Raw genomic sequence first — 14,623 nt, 5'->3', positions numbered from 1 at the left:
GGGGGCGTGAGCCCCCCGAGTTCATTTGTTCGCACGTCACTCGGGGGGCTCACGCCCCCCGCTCGCCGTTAAGCCGTACAATCTCCGAAAAGGAGCCCTCATGCTCACCGACACCCTTCGCAAGTGCCACCACCACCGCCGCCACCTCCGCGACCTGCAGGCCGAGATCGACCGCGGGCCGCGCGTCCTCCTGGGCCAGCGGGACGCGCTCGAGGAGGCGCGTGCCGCGCACAAGGCGCACCACGAGGCGATCACGCAGCTGAAGGTCAAGCAGCGGACCGACGAGGCCACTCTCAAGGAGACCGAGACGCGGCTCCGCAAGCTCGAGGGCCAGCTCCAGGGCATCAGCGTGCCGAAGGAAGTGGCCGCGAAGGAGTCCGAGATCGCCCAGGCGAAGACCAAGCAGGGCGAACTCGAGGACTCCATCCTGACGACGATCAACGCGATCGAGCAGAAGACGGGGGAGATCCCGGCGGTCGAGAAAGCGTGGGCCGACGCGCAGGCGGCGTTCGCGGAGTTCGAGAAGGACGCGGCCGAGCGGCTGGAGCGCCTGAAGGCGGACCAGGAGAGCACCAAGGCGTCGCTGGCGGCGGCCGAGGCGGAGCTGCCCGACGACGCACGGGCGAAGTACGCCACGCAGGTGAAGGCGCACGGCCCGGACGCACTGGCCGGGGTGAAGAACAAGGTGTGCCAGGGGTGCCGCCGCGGGCTGACCGACCAGAAGTGGACCGAGATCCGCAGCGGCGCGCTGATGGCGTGCCCGAACTGCGGGAAGATCCTCTACCCCGTGGTCGATTAGCGGGCGCCCCGGCACCTGCGGACGGCGTCGGCGGTAGGTGCGAGGCGCGGAGGTTTGTACCCGGAAGGGGTTGCATTCCCCAGCCCAGGGTCGCCGCTGCGGCCCGCCCGCGGTCCCAGCGGAATCCAGGCCCACCACCCCGCACTGGCCCCACGGTGCGGCTCGGCCGCAGAGCCGGCCTCGACGCACCCTACCCCTTGCCCAGCACCAGGTCGACGACCCAGCACCCGCGGACGTGCGGCCCGGCCCCGCGGCAGTGGTCGAGCACGTCGTCGCTGTCACAGCCCGCGTCTTGCAGCGCATCCGCGAGGATCGGCATTGCGCCGAAGTCGCGCGATTCGTAGATGTGCCTCGCGAGTGACACTGCGGTGTCAGTGCGCCACGCAGCGTCGAACGCGACCGGGCGGAAGGGGTTGCAGAATACACACCGGAGGAGCGCGGTTCCGGCGGCCGCTGGCACCAGCCGGAGTGCGTCAAGAAGGGTCTCGGGGCCGTACCCGGTCGCGGCGACCGACTGGGCGACGTCTGCAACCCGCTGCACCCGGTCCGCCCGCCAGTATCGCTCGCGGAGCGCCGCGAGTCCGGCGGCCGCAACCTCCCCGGTGGTGTCCTCCATCGCGGCGCGGAGGTCCTCGCCCGCCCGCCAGTACTCGCTCAGGCCGCTGTCTACTCGAGCTTCTGCCGCGGCGCGCTCCCGGTCGCTGCCGGGACCGTCGAGCCAAGACTCGGCCGCCACGATCGCCTCCCGCGACCACTCGGATAGATCCTCCCAGCACGCCCGGCAACAGGCCGCGAGGACCAGCCGCCGCTTGCGGTCGGTCATCGCCGGCCGCATCCGCAACATGATCTCCGGGTCAGCACTCGCTGCCCATCGCATCGCTCGGGCACTCACTTCGGCTCCCCGAGGTGCGCCTTGAAGAACCCGGCGTTCTTCACCCAGAGGCGCTCCATCACGACCGGGTCGGCGCTGTACATGTGCGTCACGCCGGGCAGCGCCAGCGCCTCGAAGTCGCGGCCGGCACGGAACAGCGCGTCCGACAGCTTCAGCGTGTGGCGGTAGTAGACGTTGTCGTCGGCCGTGCCGTGGACGAGCAGCAGCGGCCGCTTCAGGTCTTTCGCAAGCGGTAGCAGGCTCGCAGAGTCGTAGGCCGCCTTCGACTCGGGCAGGAGCCCCATGTAGCGCTCGGTGTAGTGCGTGTCGTAGTCCTCCCAGTCGGTCACCGGCGCGCCCGCGACCGCCGCCTTGAACACGTCGGGCTTGCGCAGCACGCCGTTCGCCGCCATGTACCCACCGAACGACCAACCCACGATGCCGACGCGGTTGCGGTCCAGCTCGGGGAACTTCTCGCACAGCAACTCCAGACCCTTCACATGATCCTCAATCGGAACGGTGCCAAACTTCTGGTAGACCGCACGCTCCCAGTCGCGGCCGCGGCCCGGCGTGCCGCGGTTGTCGATCGCCACGACGATGAACCCCTGGTCCGCGAGCCACTGCGGCACGAGCCAGTTGCGCATCGCTTGAACGACGTGCAGGTGCCGCGGCCCGCCGTACACGTCAACCACCACCGGGTACTTCTTCTTCGGGTCGAAGTTCTTCGGCCGCACGATCGAGCAGTAGTACCCGTCGTCGCCCTTGCCGACCTTGAGCACCGACACGTCGGGGGTGAAGTCGGGTTCGGACGCGAGCGACGGGAGGTCGCCAGCCTTCACGCCGTTCGGTCCGACCACGCTCGTTCGCGGCATGTGCTTGAGGGTGGTCGAGGTCAGCGCGTAGACCGAGCCGAGCTTGCCGACCACCGCGGAGTGAACGCCGGGCTCGGTCGAGAGAAACTCGTCCTTGTCCGAGTCCGGGTTCGCGTTCACGGCGCGCGCCTTGTGCCGCATGACGTGCGTGACGGTCGGGTCCGGGCTGGCGGTGTAGTACAGCGTCGCGTCGAACCGGCCGCTGATGACGGACAGGACCGCGTCGGGGTTGTTCTTCGACGGCACGAGCACCGACTGCGGCTTGCCGGTCGTCCAGTCGCGGACCTGCACTTCGGGATTGCCGTCGAGGCCGGCCCCCATCCACACGAACCCGCCGAGGCCGCCGTTGAACTTCGGCAGGCCGGGCGTGAGGTTCACCCACGCGGTGTTCTTGTCCTCAAGGAGTTGATTCGTCTTGCCGGTCTTCGGGTCCACTTCGAGCAGCGCGAGCCTCTGCTGCTTCCGGTCCTGCACCTGGATCGTGAGCGGGCCGAGGTCGTCCCACCGCACGGCCGCGAGGTACTCGAACTCCTTCGTGTCCCACTCGACCCACTTGGTCTCGCCGCCTTCAACGGGGACCATGCCGAGCCGCACGCTCACGTTCTTCTTGCCCGGCCGCGGGTAGAACTGCTCGCTCGGCTTCTGGTCGGGCTTGAGCGGGTCGGCGACGTACCACGTCTCGACGCCAGCGTGGTCGGCCTCCTCGTAGGCGATGTGCTTGCCGTCTGGCGACCACCAGTACCCGCTGAACCGGCCCATCTCCTCCTGCGCGACGAACTCGGCGAGGCCGTGCGTCTTCGCGATGGTGCCGCCGGTCGTGACCGGCGACTCCTTCTCGGTGGCGAGGTCGTAGACGTACACGTCGAACCCGCGGACGTAGGCAATCTTCTTGCCGTCCGGCGACCACTTCGGGTCCACGATCACGCCCTGACCGGTCTTCAACTCCGTCGCCTTTGCGGTCGGCCGATCGAAGACGTACAGCTTGCCGGCGAGCGCCACCAGCACGCACTTGCCATCGCGGTCGAGGTGGTAGTCGGTGAAGCCGCCGACGCTCACCCGCTGCCGCTCGCGCCGGGCCTTCTCTTCCGGCGAGAGGTTCTCTTCGGCCCCCTTGAGCAGCGCCTCGGGCGAGAGCAGTTCCTTCGTCTGCCCGCTGGCCACGTCGAACTCGAACAGCTTGAGCTTCGGCGTCTTCGGGTCGGCGCGCAGGAACAAGACGGTCTTGCCGTCGGGGGCGACCTTCGGCTTCTGCGGGCGGCCGAGCAGGAACCCGCGGGTCTCGGCGTACTGCTTGAGAAACGTCGTGTCCAAGGGCTTCCCGGGAACGGGGTCGGCGGCCGGTGCGAGGGCCGCAACGAGAACGCACGCGAGCGTGATGGTGGTCGGTTTCATGCTGACGAGGATACCACGAGGCCGGGGGCCGGTGCAGCGCCGGGGCGGCGATCGTTACCGAACTCGCTGTCCCGTTTCCGACGGTTCGTGAACCCGGCCCCGCTCCCAGGCGTCGTACTCACATGAGCAACCCCCTTCCACCGGACCACGCGGCGCGCACTTCGCGGGCCGCTCTCGCACTCGACGGCCTCTCGGTCGGCGACGCCCTCGGCGAGACGTGCTTCCGCGACGAGCACTTCGAGGCGCTCCTCGACGACCCCCGCGCGACCGCCCGCGGCCCGTGGCCGTGGACCGACGACACCGCCATGGCCCTCAGCATCTTCGACGTGCTGAGCGAGTACGGGCGCATCGATCAGGACGCGCTCGCCGCGAGGTTCGCGAAGCGCTTCCAGGCGCAGCCGTGGCGCGGCTACGGGGCCGGCGCGTTCCGCCTGTTGGGGCAGATCAACGGCGGCGTCGCGTGGCGGCCCGCGGCCGAGTCGATCTTCCCCGGCGGCTCGTTCGGTAACGGCTCGGCCATGCGAATCGCGCCGCTCGCCGGGTACTTCGCCGAGGACGATTACAGCGTCATCGCGGAGCAGGCGCGGCTCTCGGCCGAGGTGACGCACACGCACCCCGAGGGAATTGCCGGCGGCATCGCGGCCGCGGTCGCCGGGGCGTACGCGTGGAAGCACCGCGATGCCCGCACCGACCCCGCCACGAAGCGCGGCCTGATCGACACCGTGCAGGCGCACACGCCGGTGAGCGAAGTGCGCGACAAGATTGAGCGGGCCGCGAGCATCGCGTTCACCCCGCCACCGGAACCCAAGGTGCGTCTGCTCGACCACGGCATGACGACGCGGGCCTTCGACACGTCGATGGTCCCGATCGTGCGGGAGTTGGGTAACGGGAGCCGCATCTCGTGCCAGGACACGGTGCCGTTCTGCGTGTGGGCGGCGGCGCGGCACCTGGACGACTACGAGGCAGCGATCCTGACGACGGTCCGCGTGGGCGGCGACATCGACACGAACTGCGCGATCGTGGGCGGGATCGCGGCGCTCGCCGTGGGCCGCACCGGCATCCCCGCCGACTGGCTCCGCGACCGCGAGGCGCTCGTCGTCTGAATTTGCTTTTGCGGTCTGATGGACCGCGCTTCCCGAGCCCAGGCCAGCGGCCTGGGTGCCATGCGGAGGCGTTTCCTCCCCGTCGCACCTGGGCGGTACTCTGGGCGCAGAGAACTCGCTCGTTCCCCCGACTCGCCGCCGGTTCCTACAACACGGGTATGCTCGACTTCGCCACCACGGCGTTCGTGTCCATCCTGTTCCTCGTCGATCCGGCGGGAACGGTGCCGGCGTTCATGGCCCTCACCGCCCGGTTCACGCCCGAGAAGCAGCGGCGCACCGCCCTCGTCGCCAGCGTCACCGCCACTCTCACCCTCATCGGGTTCGCCCTCATCGGCAACGTCGTGTTCCGGGTGCTCGGGCTCACCCTCCCCGCGTTCCAGATCGCCGGCGGGCTCGTGCTGTTCCTCGTCGCGCTCGACATGATCCGCGCCCAGCGGTCCACGCAGGAGAACCCGGACGAGATGAGCGAGTCCGAGAGCGCCGAGGACGTGGCCGTCGCGCCGCTCGCCATCCCCATGCTCGCCGGGCCGGGGGCGCTCTCGACGGTCGCGGTGCTCATGTCGCAGGCACGGGACGCGGCAGAAGTGTCCATCGTGTTCGCAGCAATCACCCTCACCGGGCTCTTCTGCTGGGTCACGCTCCGGCTCGCGCAGCCGATCCAGCGGCGGCTGGGAATGACGGGGATTCACATCGTCGGGCGCGTTCTCGGGCTGGTCCTGGCGGGAATCGCGGTGCAGTTCGTGCTGAACGGCCTCGCGGCGGCTAACATCATTCCGAAGCCCCCCGCGCCGGGGTAGTGCTCGAGAAACATTCGAAGCACGAAACTCGAAGCACGAATGCCGGTCCGCGGTTCGCTGATTTCGTTCGTACTTCGTGCTTCGAATTCTTCGGGGCGCAGCCCCCGACAGGAGTTGCGACATGGACCCGACCGCCCGGCCCGCTCCACCCGCCAGCGATCCGGCCGCCCGGCCGGCCACGCCGGCGGCCGCCGCCGCCCAACTGCTCGCCGGAAACGACCGGTGCGCCGCCGCCGCCTGCGGGTGCGGCGTCGAACCCCACGCACAGGCCCCGCCGCGGCAGCAGCCGTTCGGCATCGTGCTCGGGTGCTCCGACGCCCGCGCCCCGCTCGAACTCGTCTTCGACGCGGCCCCGAACCAGTTGTTCGTCGTCCGCGTCGCCGGGAACGTGCTCGGCGACGAGTGCCTCGGGAGCATCGAGTACGCGCTGCACAACTTCCAGGAGTCGCTCCGCCTGCTGGTCGTCATGGGGCACACCGGGTGCGGGGCGGTCGCGGCCGCGGTGCAGACGTACCTGAACCCGAAGCGGGCCGCCGGCATCGCGTTCAGCCGGTCCCTGCGGAGCGTGGTGAACCACATCATCGTCGCGGTCCGCAGCGCCGCCCTCTCGCTCGAACAGGCGTGGGGCGCGGACATCCTCGACGACCCCGGCATGCCCGCGGCGCTGGCCGAACTCACGGTCCCGCTGAACGCCGCGATGACGGCCTACCAGTTGCGTCTGGAACTGGAACAGCGCGGGCTGGAGACGCGGCCCGAGGTGGTGTACTGCGTGTTCGACCTGGTCACGTCGCGGGTCGTCGGCCCGCCCGACCTGGCCCGCGCGTCGCTCGCCCCGGCCCCCCACGACCCGATCGAGTTGGTGGAACTGGGCCTCCAGTTCGCCCGGTCCCCGGCCGTGACGCGGCACCTGAACCTGCTCCGCGGCCCGTTCGCCGACGAGCCCGAACCGACAGCGAGCTGAGACCCATGCCCGAGCCAACGCTGAAGAGAGTCCGCCGCGTGTTCCGGTTCCCGGTGCTGGGCCGGCTGTGGAAGTACCTTGTCGCCGTCGGCGTTTACTCGGCGGTCGTCGTCCAGTTCGGCCCCCTGCTGGACGCCGGTGCGCACCGGCCGACCCCCCGGGCCGGCGAGATGATCATCGCCGGCATTTTGTTCGGCTGGCTCATGAGCTTCCGCACGCAGACGTCGTACTCGCGGTGGTGGGACGGCCGCGGGCTCTGGGGGCAACTCGTCAACGACAGCCGGAACCTGGTCCTCAAGGCCGCGGCCTACGTGGACGACCCGGTCGAGCGCGCGAAGCTCAACTCGGTCGTCGTCCGGTTCGCCGAGACGCTCCGGGACCGGCTCCGGCTCCCCGCCCGCAACCCCGGCCCGCACCTGCCGATGGCCGCCGCCGGCGAAGTGTTCCAGATGATCCGCCGGTGGCAGGCCGAGGGGAAGGTCGACGGGTTCGCGTTCCTGGCCCTCGACCGGCACGGCCTGGAGCTGATGAACATCTGCGGCGCGTGCGAGAAGATCCGGGCGACCCCGCTGGCCGCGTCCTACCGCGGCCTGCTCCGCAAGGGGATCGTCGGCTACCTGCTCCTGCTCCCGTGGCTCATGTACTACGAGACCGGCTGGGCGACGGTCGCGGTGTGCGTGCTCACCGCTTACGCCCTGGTCGGTCTGGAGCTGATCGCCAGCAGCATCGAGGACCCGTTCGGGTACGACGGCGACGACCTGCCCCTCGACGAGATCGTCGAGACCGTCCGCCGCGCGAGCGGGTACAGCCCGCCGGCGTGAGTTCCGGTCAATCTGCGGGGCGCCGCAGCAGCGCCCCGGCCCGGTGGAAGAAGGCGTCGTCGAACCCGAGGGCGCGCTTCGTCCGCACGTCGCGCCGCATCCAGTTCCGCTCGGTGAGGAACAGCCGCACCGCGTTCGCCACGCCCAGTTGAAACGGCGGCAGCGAGATCACCGGCCAGTCGCTGCCGTGAACCACCTTCTGCACCACGTCCTTGTCGCGCATCAGAATCGGGATCGCGTACGACCGCGTCGGCAGGCACAGCGCCGACGTGTCGCCGTAGAAGTGCTCGTGCTCTTTCGCCATCCGCATGAACGTGCCGAGGTGGCAGTCGCCCAGCGGCGTGGACCGCGTGCCGCAGTGCGCCGCGATGACCGTGACCCCGCACTTGAGCGCCAGTTCCAGGTGCGCCGGCGACGCGAACTGCGGGGCGACCTGCGGCAGCGACAACTCGCCGCCGGTGTGCGACAGGAGCGGGATGCGGTGGTGCGCCATCGCCTCATAGAACGGCCGGCACCGCTCCGAGCCCGGGTCGATGCCCTGCACGAGCGGCAGCCACTTCACGAGCACCGCCCCGAGCCTCACGCACCGTTCCAGCTCCGCGACGGCGTCCGTGCGGTACGGGTGGACCGAGGCGCCGAAGAGGATCTTCGGGTGCTTGCGGGCGACCTCGGCGGCGTAGTCGTTGGTGACGTAGAGGTGCGTATTGGCGTCGTCGAGGCGGCCGTCCTCGGTGTGGACGGCGTCGAACGCGAGGCCGACGGCGGCGTCGAGTTCGGGGGTCTGGTTGACGGCGCGTGCGAGCCGGTCCTCGAAGGCGCGTTCGAGTTGCTCGTCGGTGCCGAAGAACGGGATGCCGAACTTGAACCGCGCGAACACGACGTTCGGCCTCTTCCGCAGGTACGCCGAGACCTTCCCGTGCCCCGGCGTCATGGCGAGGATGTGGACGTGACAATCTGCGATCATCCTCACCTCGTTAATCGCTAGCCCCGGCCCGCGCGTCTTCGCAATCGCACGTCGATGATCCGGGCGGTGCGGTTCTGTGAATCGACTCGGACCAGGACCGACAGCACGCCCACGAACCCGAGCCGGTAGTTCCCGCTACGGGATTCGCCGAACGTGTCGGCTGACTCGCCGAGTTCGGTTGTGAGCGACTCAAGCGTGAAGATGAACCCGGCCTTCAGCTCGGGAATGTCGCGGATCAGTTGTTGCATCCGATCGAATCCCGCCGGCTCCCAAAGGGTCCTGAACATCATTGCTCCTTGACCCAGCGGAGAACTTCTTCGTGGGGAACGTCGGGCCGAGGATCATTCTTCCGTTCTTCCTCAAGGCGAGCGATTTCCTCCGGCGTCCAGGGGTCGGGTTCCTTCGGAGTGAGGTTCGCCATCTGGGCAGGCGACACGTAGTACCCGACGAGTACACCGTCGGTGTTTCGCAAGGGCAGCGGGTGGCCGTTGGCCGTAGTCAGCAGCTTCAGCGTCGCGTCATCGAGCGTGATGCCGGTGGGTTCCATGTTGGGCCTCCGTTGGGGGAAACTCCTTCCACGATACCACAGCCGCGGCCCGGGGAACACGACGGACACCGATCGGCTTTCGCTTGGTGGCGCAGCCGCTCGGCCCGCCGGTTCATGGCTCCCCGCGTTGGTCAGTTTCCGCCAACGTTCGATACGCGCCCGTCAGGGCCGAACCACACCGAGTCGTAGAAGAGGCCATACGAGTCGTTCCAGTAGTACCACCGCGGTTGCAGATCGTCGTCATCAACTCGACTGTGTGGTGGTCCCAGTTGTTCGAGAACCTGTTCCTTCGTCATGCCCGGCCGGATTTGGCTTGCGCTTGTGGGGAAGTTACCGCGAGTGACCCGGACGCATAGTGGAGGTGCCAGGCAACAAGTGAGGGGGACGAGGCCGCTCAAGACCAAGACTGCGATTCGAGTCTTCTTTCGACCGGGAGAATCCAACTCGCTGAATCGACTGCTCCAAAGAAAACCGATCCCCGCGGGGCCAAGAACCAGCGCCCAGACGAAAAGAAGGCAGCACCCCGCGGTTGCGGTCGCGCTGCCTTCTACCCCGTTGGCGAAAAGCACCATGCTGCATCCTGCCGCGTGGAATGTTAACGACACCTTCTCACACCAGCCCGGTGAGAGGGCCGCCGGCGCAGAAGGCGGGGTTGCCGAAGTCCTTGACGTTGTCGCCGAAGGCGTGCGCGAACGACATCAGGAGCTTGTTGTGCGGCTGCTTGTTGTACTTCAGCGACCGGCCCATCTTGAAGTCGAGCCCGCCGCCGACCATCACGAACGGAATGTTGTCGAGCGTGTGCGAGTTGCCCTTGCCCAGCTCGTTGGTCCACACGATCAGCGTGTTGTCGAGCAGCGAGCCCGTGCCGCCCGGCTCCGGCGTCTCGGCCAGCCGCTTCGCCATGTACGCGAGTTGCTCGGCGAACCACTTGTTGATCCTGGTGAGCTTCTCCTGCGCCTTCTCGTTGTTGTCCGGCTCGTGGCTCAACTCGTGGTGCCCTTCGGCGATGTCGAGCCACTTCATGCGGGCCATGCCGACCGAGTTCGTGTACTGGAGCGACGCGACGCGGGTGAAGTCGGCGGCGAAGGCGTTCACCATCAGGTCGATCTGCGTCTTGCTGATCTTCGGGATGTTGTCGTTGTCCTTCTTCACGCCCGGCTCGAGCTGCGGGACCGCGTGGCCGACGGTCTCCTTCGTCTCCTTCAGGTCCTTCTCCATCGCCCGCACGAACGCGGCGTGCTCGTCGAGCAGCTTCTTGTCGGCGGCGCTGACGGCCCCGCCGACCTTCTTGAGGTCGCCGGTGAGGTCGTCGAGGATGCTCGCGAGCGCGGCCTTGTCCTTGGTGCGGCCGTAGAGCTTGTTGAACATCTGGTACGGGTCGTCGATCGGCGCCACCGGCTTGTTGCCGGCGGTGTACACCCACCGGGTCCAGGTGTCGGCCCGCTCGGGGACCATGACGCCGAACTCCAGCGAGCCGAAGCGGGTCTTCGTGGCCGCCTCCTTCTGGAGGTGGTTCTTGATCTCCTGGTCGATGCTGTGGCCCTTGGCCCAGCCGGCCGGGGTGTCGGAGCCGCCCTGCACGTTGCCCGGGAACAGTTCGATGCCGGTGAGCAGGCACCCCATGCCGCGCATGTGCGCGTCGCCGTCGCCGCGGACCCGGTCGCACACGCCGTTGAGGATGAGCGTCTTGTCCTGGTACGGGGCGAGCGGCTTGAGGCTCTCCTTGAGGGTGAACTTGGCCCCCTCCTCGTCCGGCCAGAACGCCTTCGGCACGACGCCGTTCGGGCTGAACATGAACACGATCCGCTGCTTCCGCTTGGCCTGGTTGGCGAACCCGAGGCTCGGCAGGTTCAGCAGGAACGGCATCGCGGCGGCGCTGAGGCCGAGGTCGCGGACGAACTCACGGCGGGTACGGGCCATGGGAAGGGGCTCCGAAGGCGGGGTGCTGGCGGGTCTTAAGCGATGGCACGCGGATCACCCGGAGGAAAGCCAGGATGAAGAGGATCAGACTGAATCGCATCTCTGATCGGTTTTCAATCCTGCCTTTCATCTGCGTGATCCGCGTGGCATCGCTTTGATTTCACTTCGGCGGGGTCTTTGCAATCGCAGTCGTGACGGCGATATCTACCACCAGTTTACGCACGTTGAAACCGTTTTCCGAGAACGTTTTCACCAACTCGTCCGGCCTGGTGAGGCCGTAAGCCATCACGGGTTGCTTCACGTAGTGGTGGAACAGGCGCTCGGTGAAGGCATCGGCGACTTCGGGGCTCGAAGCCAGGAACTTCGCCATCTCCTTTGCGCCGGTGAACTTCGCGGTCGCGCCGGCCCGGGTGTCGTAGCTGCCGACCGCGTCCACGGGCTTGCCGTTCTCGGCCGCACGGAACTTGCCCACGGCGTCGAAGTTCTCCAGCGCGAACCCGAGCGGGTTCATCACGGTGTGGCACCCCGCACACGCCGCCGGCTTGGTCTGGAGCAGCACCCGCTCGCGGGTCGTGAGCTTCGGGTGCAGGTCGGCCGCGAGCGGGGTGAAGGCGTCCTTCGGCGGGCGGATGGTGATGCCGAGCAACCCGCGGGCGACGAACACCCCGCGGTGGATCGGCGACGTTTCGGCGTTGTACGCCAGCACCGACAGCAGGTACGGGTGCGTCACGACGCCTGCACGTTTATCGGCCTCGAACTTCACCTTCGTGAACCCCGCGTCGGGCGGAAGGTTCACGCCGTAGAACTTCGCGAGCCTTCCGTTGACGTACATGTCGTCGGCGAGGAGCAACTTGCGGAAGTCGCCGTCGTTCCACACCACGTCGTCGAGGAACAGTTCCAGCGACGTGCGCAGGTCGGCGGCGACGGCGGCGTCGAACCCCGGGAACCGCTTCTCGTCCTTGGAGAGGTCCGGCGACTGGTCGAGCTTCAGCCAGATGAACAGGAACTCGCGGAGCTTGGCCTTGGCCCGCGGGTCGGCCATCATCCGCTCGGCCTGTTTCGCGACCTCGGCCCGGTTCGTGAGCTGGCCCTTCGCGGCGGCGTCGAGCAGCGCGGCGTCCGGGAACGAATCCCAGAGCGTCAGCGCGAGCTTGCCGGCGACGGCGTAGTTCTCGGGGAGGTTGCCGGCGTCGGGGTACAGGAACCGCGGCGACTTCAGCACGAACAGCAGCACCCGCTTCACGGCCAGGTCGAGGTCGGCCCCGGCCCCCTCGAACTGCCGGTCGATGAACAGCTTCTTCTCGTCGTCGGTCAGCGGGCGGCGGAAGGCGCGCTCGGCGAACTTCAGGCAGAACGCCTTGAGCTTCACGTCGCGGTCCTTCGCGCCGTCTTGCGTGCCGGCCAGTTCGGGCAACCGCGTCAGCACGTACGCGGCCGCTTCGATCGCGCCGTCGGTCGTGGCCGACTCCCACTCCTTCGAGATGCTCGTGCCGCGCTCCCAGCCGAGGCTGCGGTCGTCGGGCGGGAACGGCGACTCGACCACAGCGACCTCCGGGAACTTCACCGGGGTCAGGTGCCGGGCCGGGATCACTTCGAGCGTGCCCTTGGGCCGCTTCCAGTTCAGCGAGATGAACGCGTTCTTCGGCGGCGGGTTCGGGTTCTTCTTCGAGTCGTCCACCCCCTGTTTGGCCTTGGAGAACTCCAGCTTCACGGGGTACGGCCGGCCGGCGAGCAGGAAGAGGCTCCCGCGGAACTCGGTGTCGGTGCCCGACTTCACCCAGGCGTCGATGAGCGGCTTCTTGTTGTCGTTGACCCACAGCCGCAGCGCCTGGTCGGTGCGAACGACGAAGTCGTACAGCCCCGTCTCGGGCGCGACCACCGACCCCTCCCAGCGGATGCTGAACTGGTGCGGGTCGAACTTCGGCGGCTCCTTCTTTTCCGGCTCCTTCTTCGGTTCCTCCTTCTTGGGCGGAACCGCGTCCTTCTTCTCGGGCTCCTTCTTGTCGTCCTTCTTGGGCGGGACCGCGTCCTTCTTCGGCTCGACCTTCACGGGCTGCGTGCCGTCGGGGCCGCCGACCTTGAAGTCGAAGCTCACCTCGCCGTCGGTCCGCTGGATGAGCCGCTTGCTGCCGTCGAACCCGCGGGAGTTGAAGTAGTCGCCGCGGAGCCCCTGCTGCTTGTCGTCGGCCTTGGGCGGGAACCGGAAGCTGCCGATCACGTCGGCGATCGCGTTGCGGTACTGGCGGATCGTGAGGTGCGACAGCTCGACGCGCGGCGGCTTGATGCGGGCCTGCGCCTGCGGCGAATAGAACTTGTCGAAGATGTACTCGGCGACCTTCTTCGACCCGGCCGCGTCGAGCTTGTCCGGGTCGTCCTCCGGCATGGTGCGGTCGATGACGGTGGCGAGTTGCGGCACCGAGCGGTCGCCGGTGAGCGGCGTCGGGGCCTTTTTGGTGCCCTCGCCGGCCGCGCCGTGGCACCGGGCGCACTGGTCCTTGTAGATCGCCTCGCCGGTCTGCGCGTTGGCGGGCGCCGCGGCCGTGAAGAGTCCGAGGGCGCAGACGAGCGGCAGGGTGTGTGGTCGCATGTGGTGAGCAGCAGGGGCGGGGTGTGGCGGCGCAAGGTGGGCAGTCTGATACCAGTTTGGGCGCGGCCGGGCGGGAAGTCAAGCGGCCGGCCCACGGGCCTTATGATGATTCCGGCCGACACCCACACCCCTGTTCCGGAATCATCCTGAAGTCCGGAATCAACCGCACAAGACCGAAAGAATGACCGTTAGAGCAATTGCCGGCGGCGATGTCGTGCCGCAACCAACTCGGTGAATAGACCTTGTGGCTATGGGTGGCGAAGCCGGTTCCGTGCAGGCACCTGCGGCCACCCGACGAGGAGTCCGGAACCATGACCGAGGCGGAATGGCTGGCGTGCGACGAACCACAGACGATGCTGAACTTCCTCCGTGGGCAGGTTAGCGAACGAAAATTGCGGTTGTTCGCTGTCTTCTGTAAGAGGGAGTACATTCGGTTTAATTCACAGTATGCGGACACCATATCTTCCAAGTACGTCGAAATGACAGAGCGTTACGCTGACGGGGAAGCGACCCATGAAGAGTGGGAGGGCGTCCGCCAGTTTGTCCACGGCACATTTCATCACGCCGACGCCCACTACCACGCGTGTCAAGGAATCGACACCGCCGTCTGTTGCTGTGACAGGCAGGGCGGCTTGAAAGAAGCCCAGATGGCGGCCGAGTACGTCATCCTTGCAAATGTCACCCGCGACATCTTCGGGAACCCGTTCCGCCCCGTCGCGTTCGATCCCGCGTGGCGCACGTCGACGGCGGTTGCCATCGCGCAGGGGGTGTACGAGTCGCGGGACTTCGGCGCGATGCCGATCCTCGCCGACGCGCTGCAGGACGCGGGGTGCGACAGCGGCGACATCCTGACCCATTGCCGCGGGCCGGGGCCGCACGTCCGCGGGTGCTGGGTCGTCGACCTGGTGCTGGGCAAGGGGTGACCGCACTCCTCAGCCGCGGAGCGGCGACCGAGGGTAGCCAGGGGTGCGGCCCGCTTCGGGCAAACC

The 14,623-nt window shown here is 68.0% G+C and carries 14 protein-coding genes; 6 read left to right on the top strand and 8 right to left on the bottom strand.

All coding sequences use genetic code 11. From position 1 onward, the window contains the following. The first annotated feature begins 100 nt into the window (after positions 1 to 100). On the top strand, positions 101 to 799 hold the full coding sequence (locus ACTIGN_RS09730) for a zinc ribbon domain-containing protein (RefSeq protein ID WP_439623248.1): 699 nt from the start codon (positions 101 to 103) through the stop codon (positions 797 to 799). 190 nt (positions 800 to 989) lie between these two features. On the opposite strand, the gene ACTIGN_RS09725 is transcribed toward ACTIGN_RS09730, so the two are convergent. Then, entirely contained in the window at positions 990 to 1,676 is a 687-nt protein-coding gene (locus ACTIGN_RS09725) for a hypothetical protein (protein ID WP_439623246.1), read from the bottom strand. Between the two features lie 11 nt (positions 1,677 to 1,687). After that, positions 1,688 to 3,934, bottom strand: coding sequence for an alpha/beta fold hydrolase (locus tag ACTIGN_RS09720; RefSeq protein WP_439623245.1), 2,247 nt, complete (start codon positions 3,932 to 3,934; stop codon positions 1,688 to 1,690). A 122-nt stretch (positions 3,935 to 4,056) separates the two neighbouring features. On the opposite strand from ACTIGN_RS09720, the gene ACTIGN_RS09715 reads away from it, so the two are divergent. The 4 genes from ACTIGN_RS09715 (at position 4,057) to ACTIGN_RS09700 (ending at position 7,616) form a co-directional block, all read left to right on the top strand. Beyond that, a complete protein-coding gene (locus tag ACTIGN_RS09715; protein ID WP_439623243.1) occupies positions 4,057 to 5,037 on the top strand; it encodes an ADP-ribosylglycohydrolase family protein in 981 nt (326 codons plus the stop codon). Between the two features lie 158 nt (positions 5,038 to 5,195). Next, the gene (locus ACTIGN_RS09710; protein ID WP_439623241.1) at positions 5,196 to 5,834 is read left to right on the top strand and encodes a MarC family protein; all 639 of its coding nucleotides are present in this window, start codon (positions 5,196 to 5,198) and stop codon (positions 5,832 to 5,834) included. A gap of 121 nt (positions 5,835 to 5,955) precedes the next feature. Further along, entirely contained in the window at positions 5,956 to 6,795 is an 840-nt protein-coding gene (locus ACTIGN_RS09705; RefSeq protein WP_439623239.1) for a carbonic anhydrase, read from the top strand. Positions 6,796 to 6,800: 5 nt separating this feature from the next. Further along, the gene (locus tag ACTIGN_RS09700) at positions 6,801 to 7,616 is read left to right on the top strand and encodes a bestrophin family ion channel (protein WP_439623237.1); all 816 of its coding nucleotides are present in this window, start codon (positions 6,801 to 6,803) and stop codon (positions 7,614 to 7,616) included. A gap of 7 nt (positions 7,617 to 7,623) precedes the next feature. Here the strand turns inward: ACTIGN_RS09700 and ACTIGN_RS09695 are convergent, their stop codons facing one another. The 6 genes from ACTIGN_RS09695 to ACTIGN_RS09670 form a co-directional block, all read right to left on the bottom strand. After that, entirely contained in the window at positions 7,624 to 8,580 is a 957-nt protein-coding gene (locus tag ACTIGN_RS09695; protein WP_439623235.1) for an amidohydrolase family protein, read from the bottom strand. A 17-nt stretch (positions 8,581 to 8,597) separates the two neighbouring features. Beyond that, a complete protein-coding gene (locus ACTIGN_RS09690) occupies positions 8,598 to 8,828 on the bottom strand; it encodes a hypothetical protein (protein ID WP_439623233.1) in 231 nt (76 codons plus the stop codon). 38 nt (positions 8,829 to 8,866) lie between these two features. Next, positions 8,867 to 9,127 carry a hypothetical protein gene (locus ACTIGN_RS09685; RefSeq protein WP_439623231.1) on the bottom strand — a complete coding sequence of 87 codons (261 nt, stop codon included), beginning with the start codon at positions 9,125 to 9,127 and terminating at the stop codon, positions 8,867 to 8,869. 131 nt (positions 9,128 to 9,258) lie between these two features. Then, positions 9,259 to 9,699 (bottom strand): outer membrane protein assembly factor BamE, encoded by a 441-nt coding sequence (locus ACTIGN_RS09680; RefSeq protein WP_439623229.1) that lies wholly within the window; start codon positions 9,697 to 9,699, stop codon positions 9,259 to 9,261. A 37-nt stretch (positions 9,700 to 9,736) separates the two neighbouring features. After that, positions 9,737 to 11,047 (bottom strand): DUF1552 domain-containing protein, encoded by a 1,311-nt coding sequence (locus tag ACTIGN_RS09675; protein WP_439623227.1) that lies wholly within the window; start codon positions 11,045 to 11,047, stop codon positions 9,737 to 9,739. 160 nt (positions 11,048 to 11,207) lie between these two features. After that, on the bottom strand, positions 11,208 to 13,634 hold the full coding sequence (locus tag ACTIGN_RS09670; RefSeq protein ID WP_439623225.1) for a DUF1592 domain-containing protein: 2,427 nt from the start codon (positions 13,632 to 13,634) through the stop codon (positions 11,208 to 11,210). Positions 13,635 to 14,266: 632 nt separating this feature from the next. On the opposite strand from ACTIGN_RS09670, the gene ACTIGN_RS09665 reads away from it, so the two are divergent. Further along, complete coding sequence (locus ACTIGN_RS09665) at positions 14,267 to 14,557, top strand: hypothetical protein (protein ID WP_439623223.1); 291 nt, start codon at positions 14,267 to 14,269, stop codon at positions 14,555 to 14,557. Positions 14,558 to 14,623: the final 66 nt, after the last annotated feature.

Origin of the sequence: Gemmata sp. (assembly GCF_051859125.1) — a bacterium.
GTDB lineage: Bacteria > Planctomycetota > Planctomycetia > Gemmatales > Gemmataceae > Gemmata.
Note: the sequence above shows the minus strand (reverse complement) of the source record. Positions and strands in the feature narration are given on the sequence as shown.

Coding starts and splice junctions, on each gene's coding strand:
- ACTIGN_RS09690 (WP_439623233.1), bottom strand. CDS start 8,828: ATGCAACAACTGATCCGCGACATTCCCGAGCTGAAGGCCGGGTTCATC.
- ACTIGN_RS09700 (WP_439623237.1), top strand. CDS start 6,801: ATGCCCGAGCCAACGCTGAAGAGAGTCCGCCGCGTGTTCCGGTTCCCG.
- ACTIGN_RS09725 (WP_439623246.1), bottom strand. CDS start 1,676: ATGCGATGGGCAGCGAGTGCTGACCCGGAGATCATGTTGCGGATGCGG.
- ACTIGN_RS09715 (WP_439623243.1), top strand. CDS start 4,057: ATGAGCAACCCCCTTCCACCGGACCACGCGGCGCGCACTTCGCGGGCC.
- ACTIGN_RS09675 (WP_439623227.1), bottom strand. CDS start 11,047: ATGGCCCGTACCCGCCGTGAGTTCGTCCGCGACCTCGGCCTCAGCGCC.
- ACTIGN_RS09685 (WP_439623231.1), bottom strand. CDS start 9,127: ATGGAACCCACCGGCATCACGCTCGATGACGCGACGCTGAAGCTGCTG.
- ACTIGN_RS09710 (WP_439623241.1), top strand. CDS start 5,196: ATGCTCGACTTCGCCACCACGGCGTTCGTGTCCATCCTGTTCCTCGTC.
- ACTIGN_RS09695 (WP_439623235.1), bottom strand. CDS start 8,580: ATGATCGCAGATTGTCACGTCCACATCCTCGCCATGACGCCGGGGCAC.
- ACTIGN_RS09720 (WP_439623245.1), bottom strand. CDS start 3,934: ATGAAACCGACCACCATCACGCTCGCGTGCGTTCTCGTTGCGGCCCTC.
- ACTIGN_RS09705 (WP_439623239.1), top strand. CDS start 5,956: ATGGACCCGACCGCCCGGCCCGCTCCACCCGCCAGCGATCCGGCCGCC.
- ACTIGN_RS09670 (WP_439623225.1), bottom strand. CDS start 13,634: ATGCGACCACACACCCTGCCGCTCGTCTGCGCCCTCGGACTCTTCACG.
- ACTIGN_RS09680 (WP_439623229.1), bottom strand. CDS start 9,699: ATGGTGCTTTTCGCCAACGGGGTAGAAGGCAGCGCGACCGCAACCGCG.
- ACTIGN_RS09730 (WP_439623248.1), top strand. CDS start 101: ATGCTCACCGACACCCTTCGCAAGTGCCACCACCACCGCCGCCACCTC.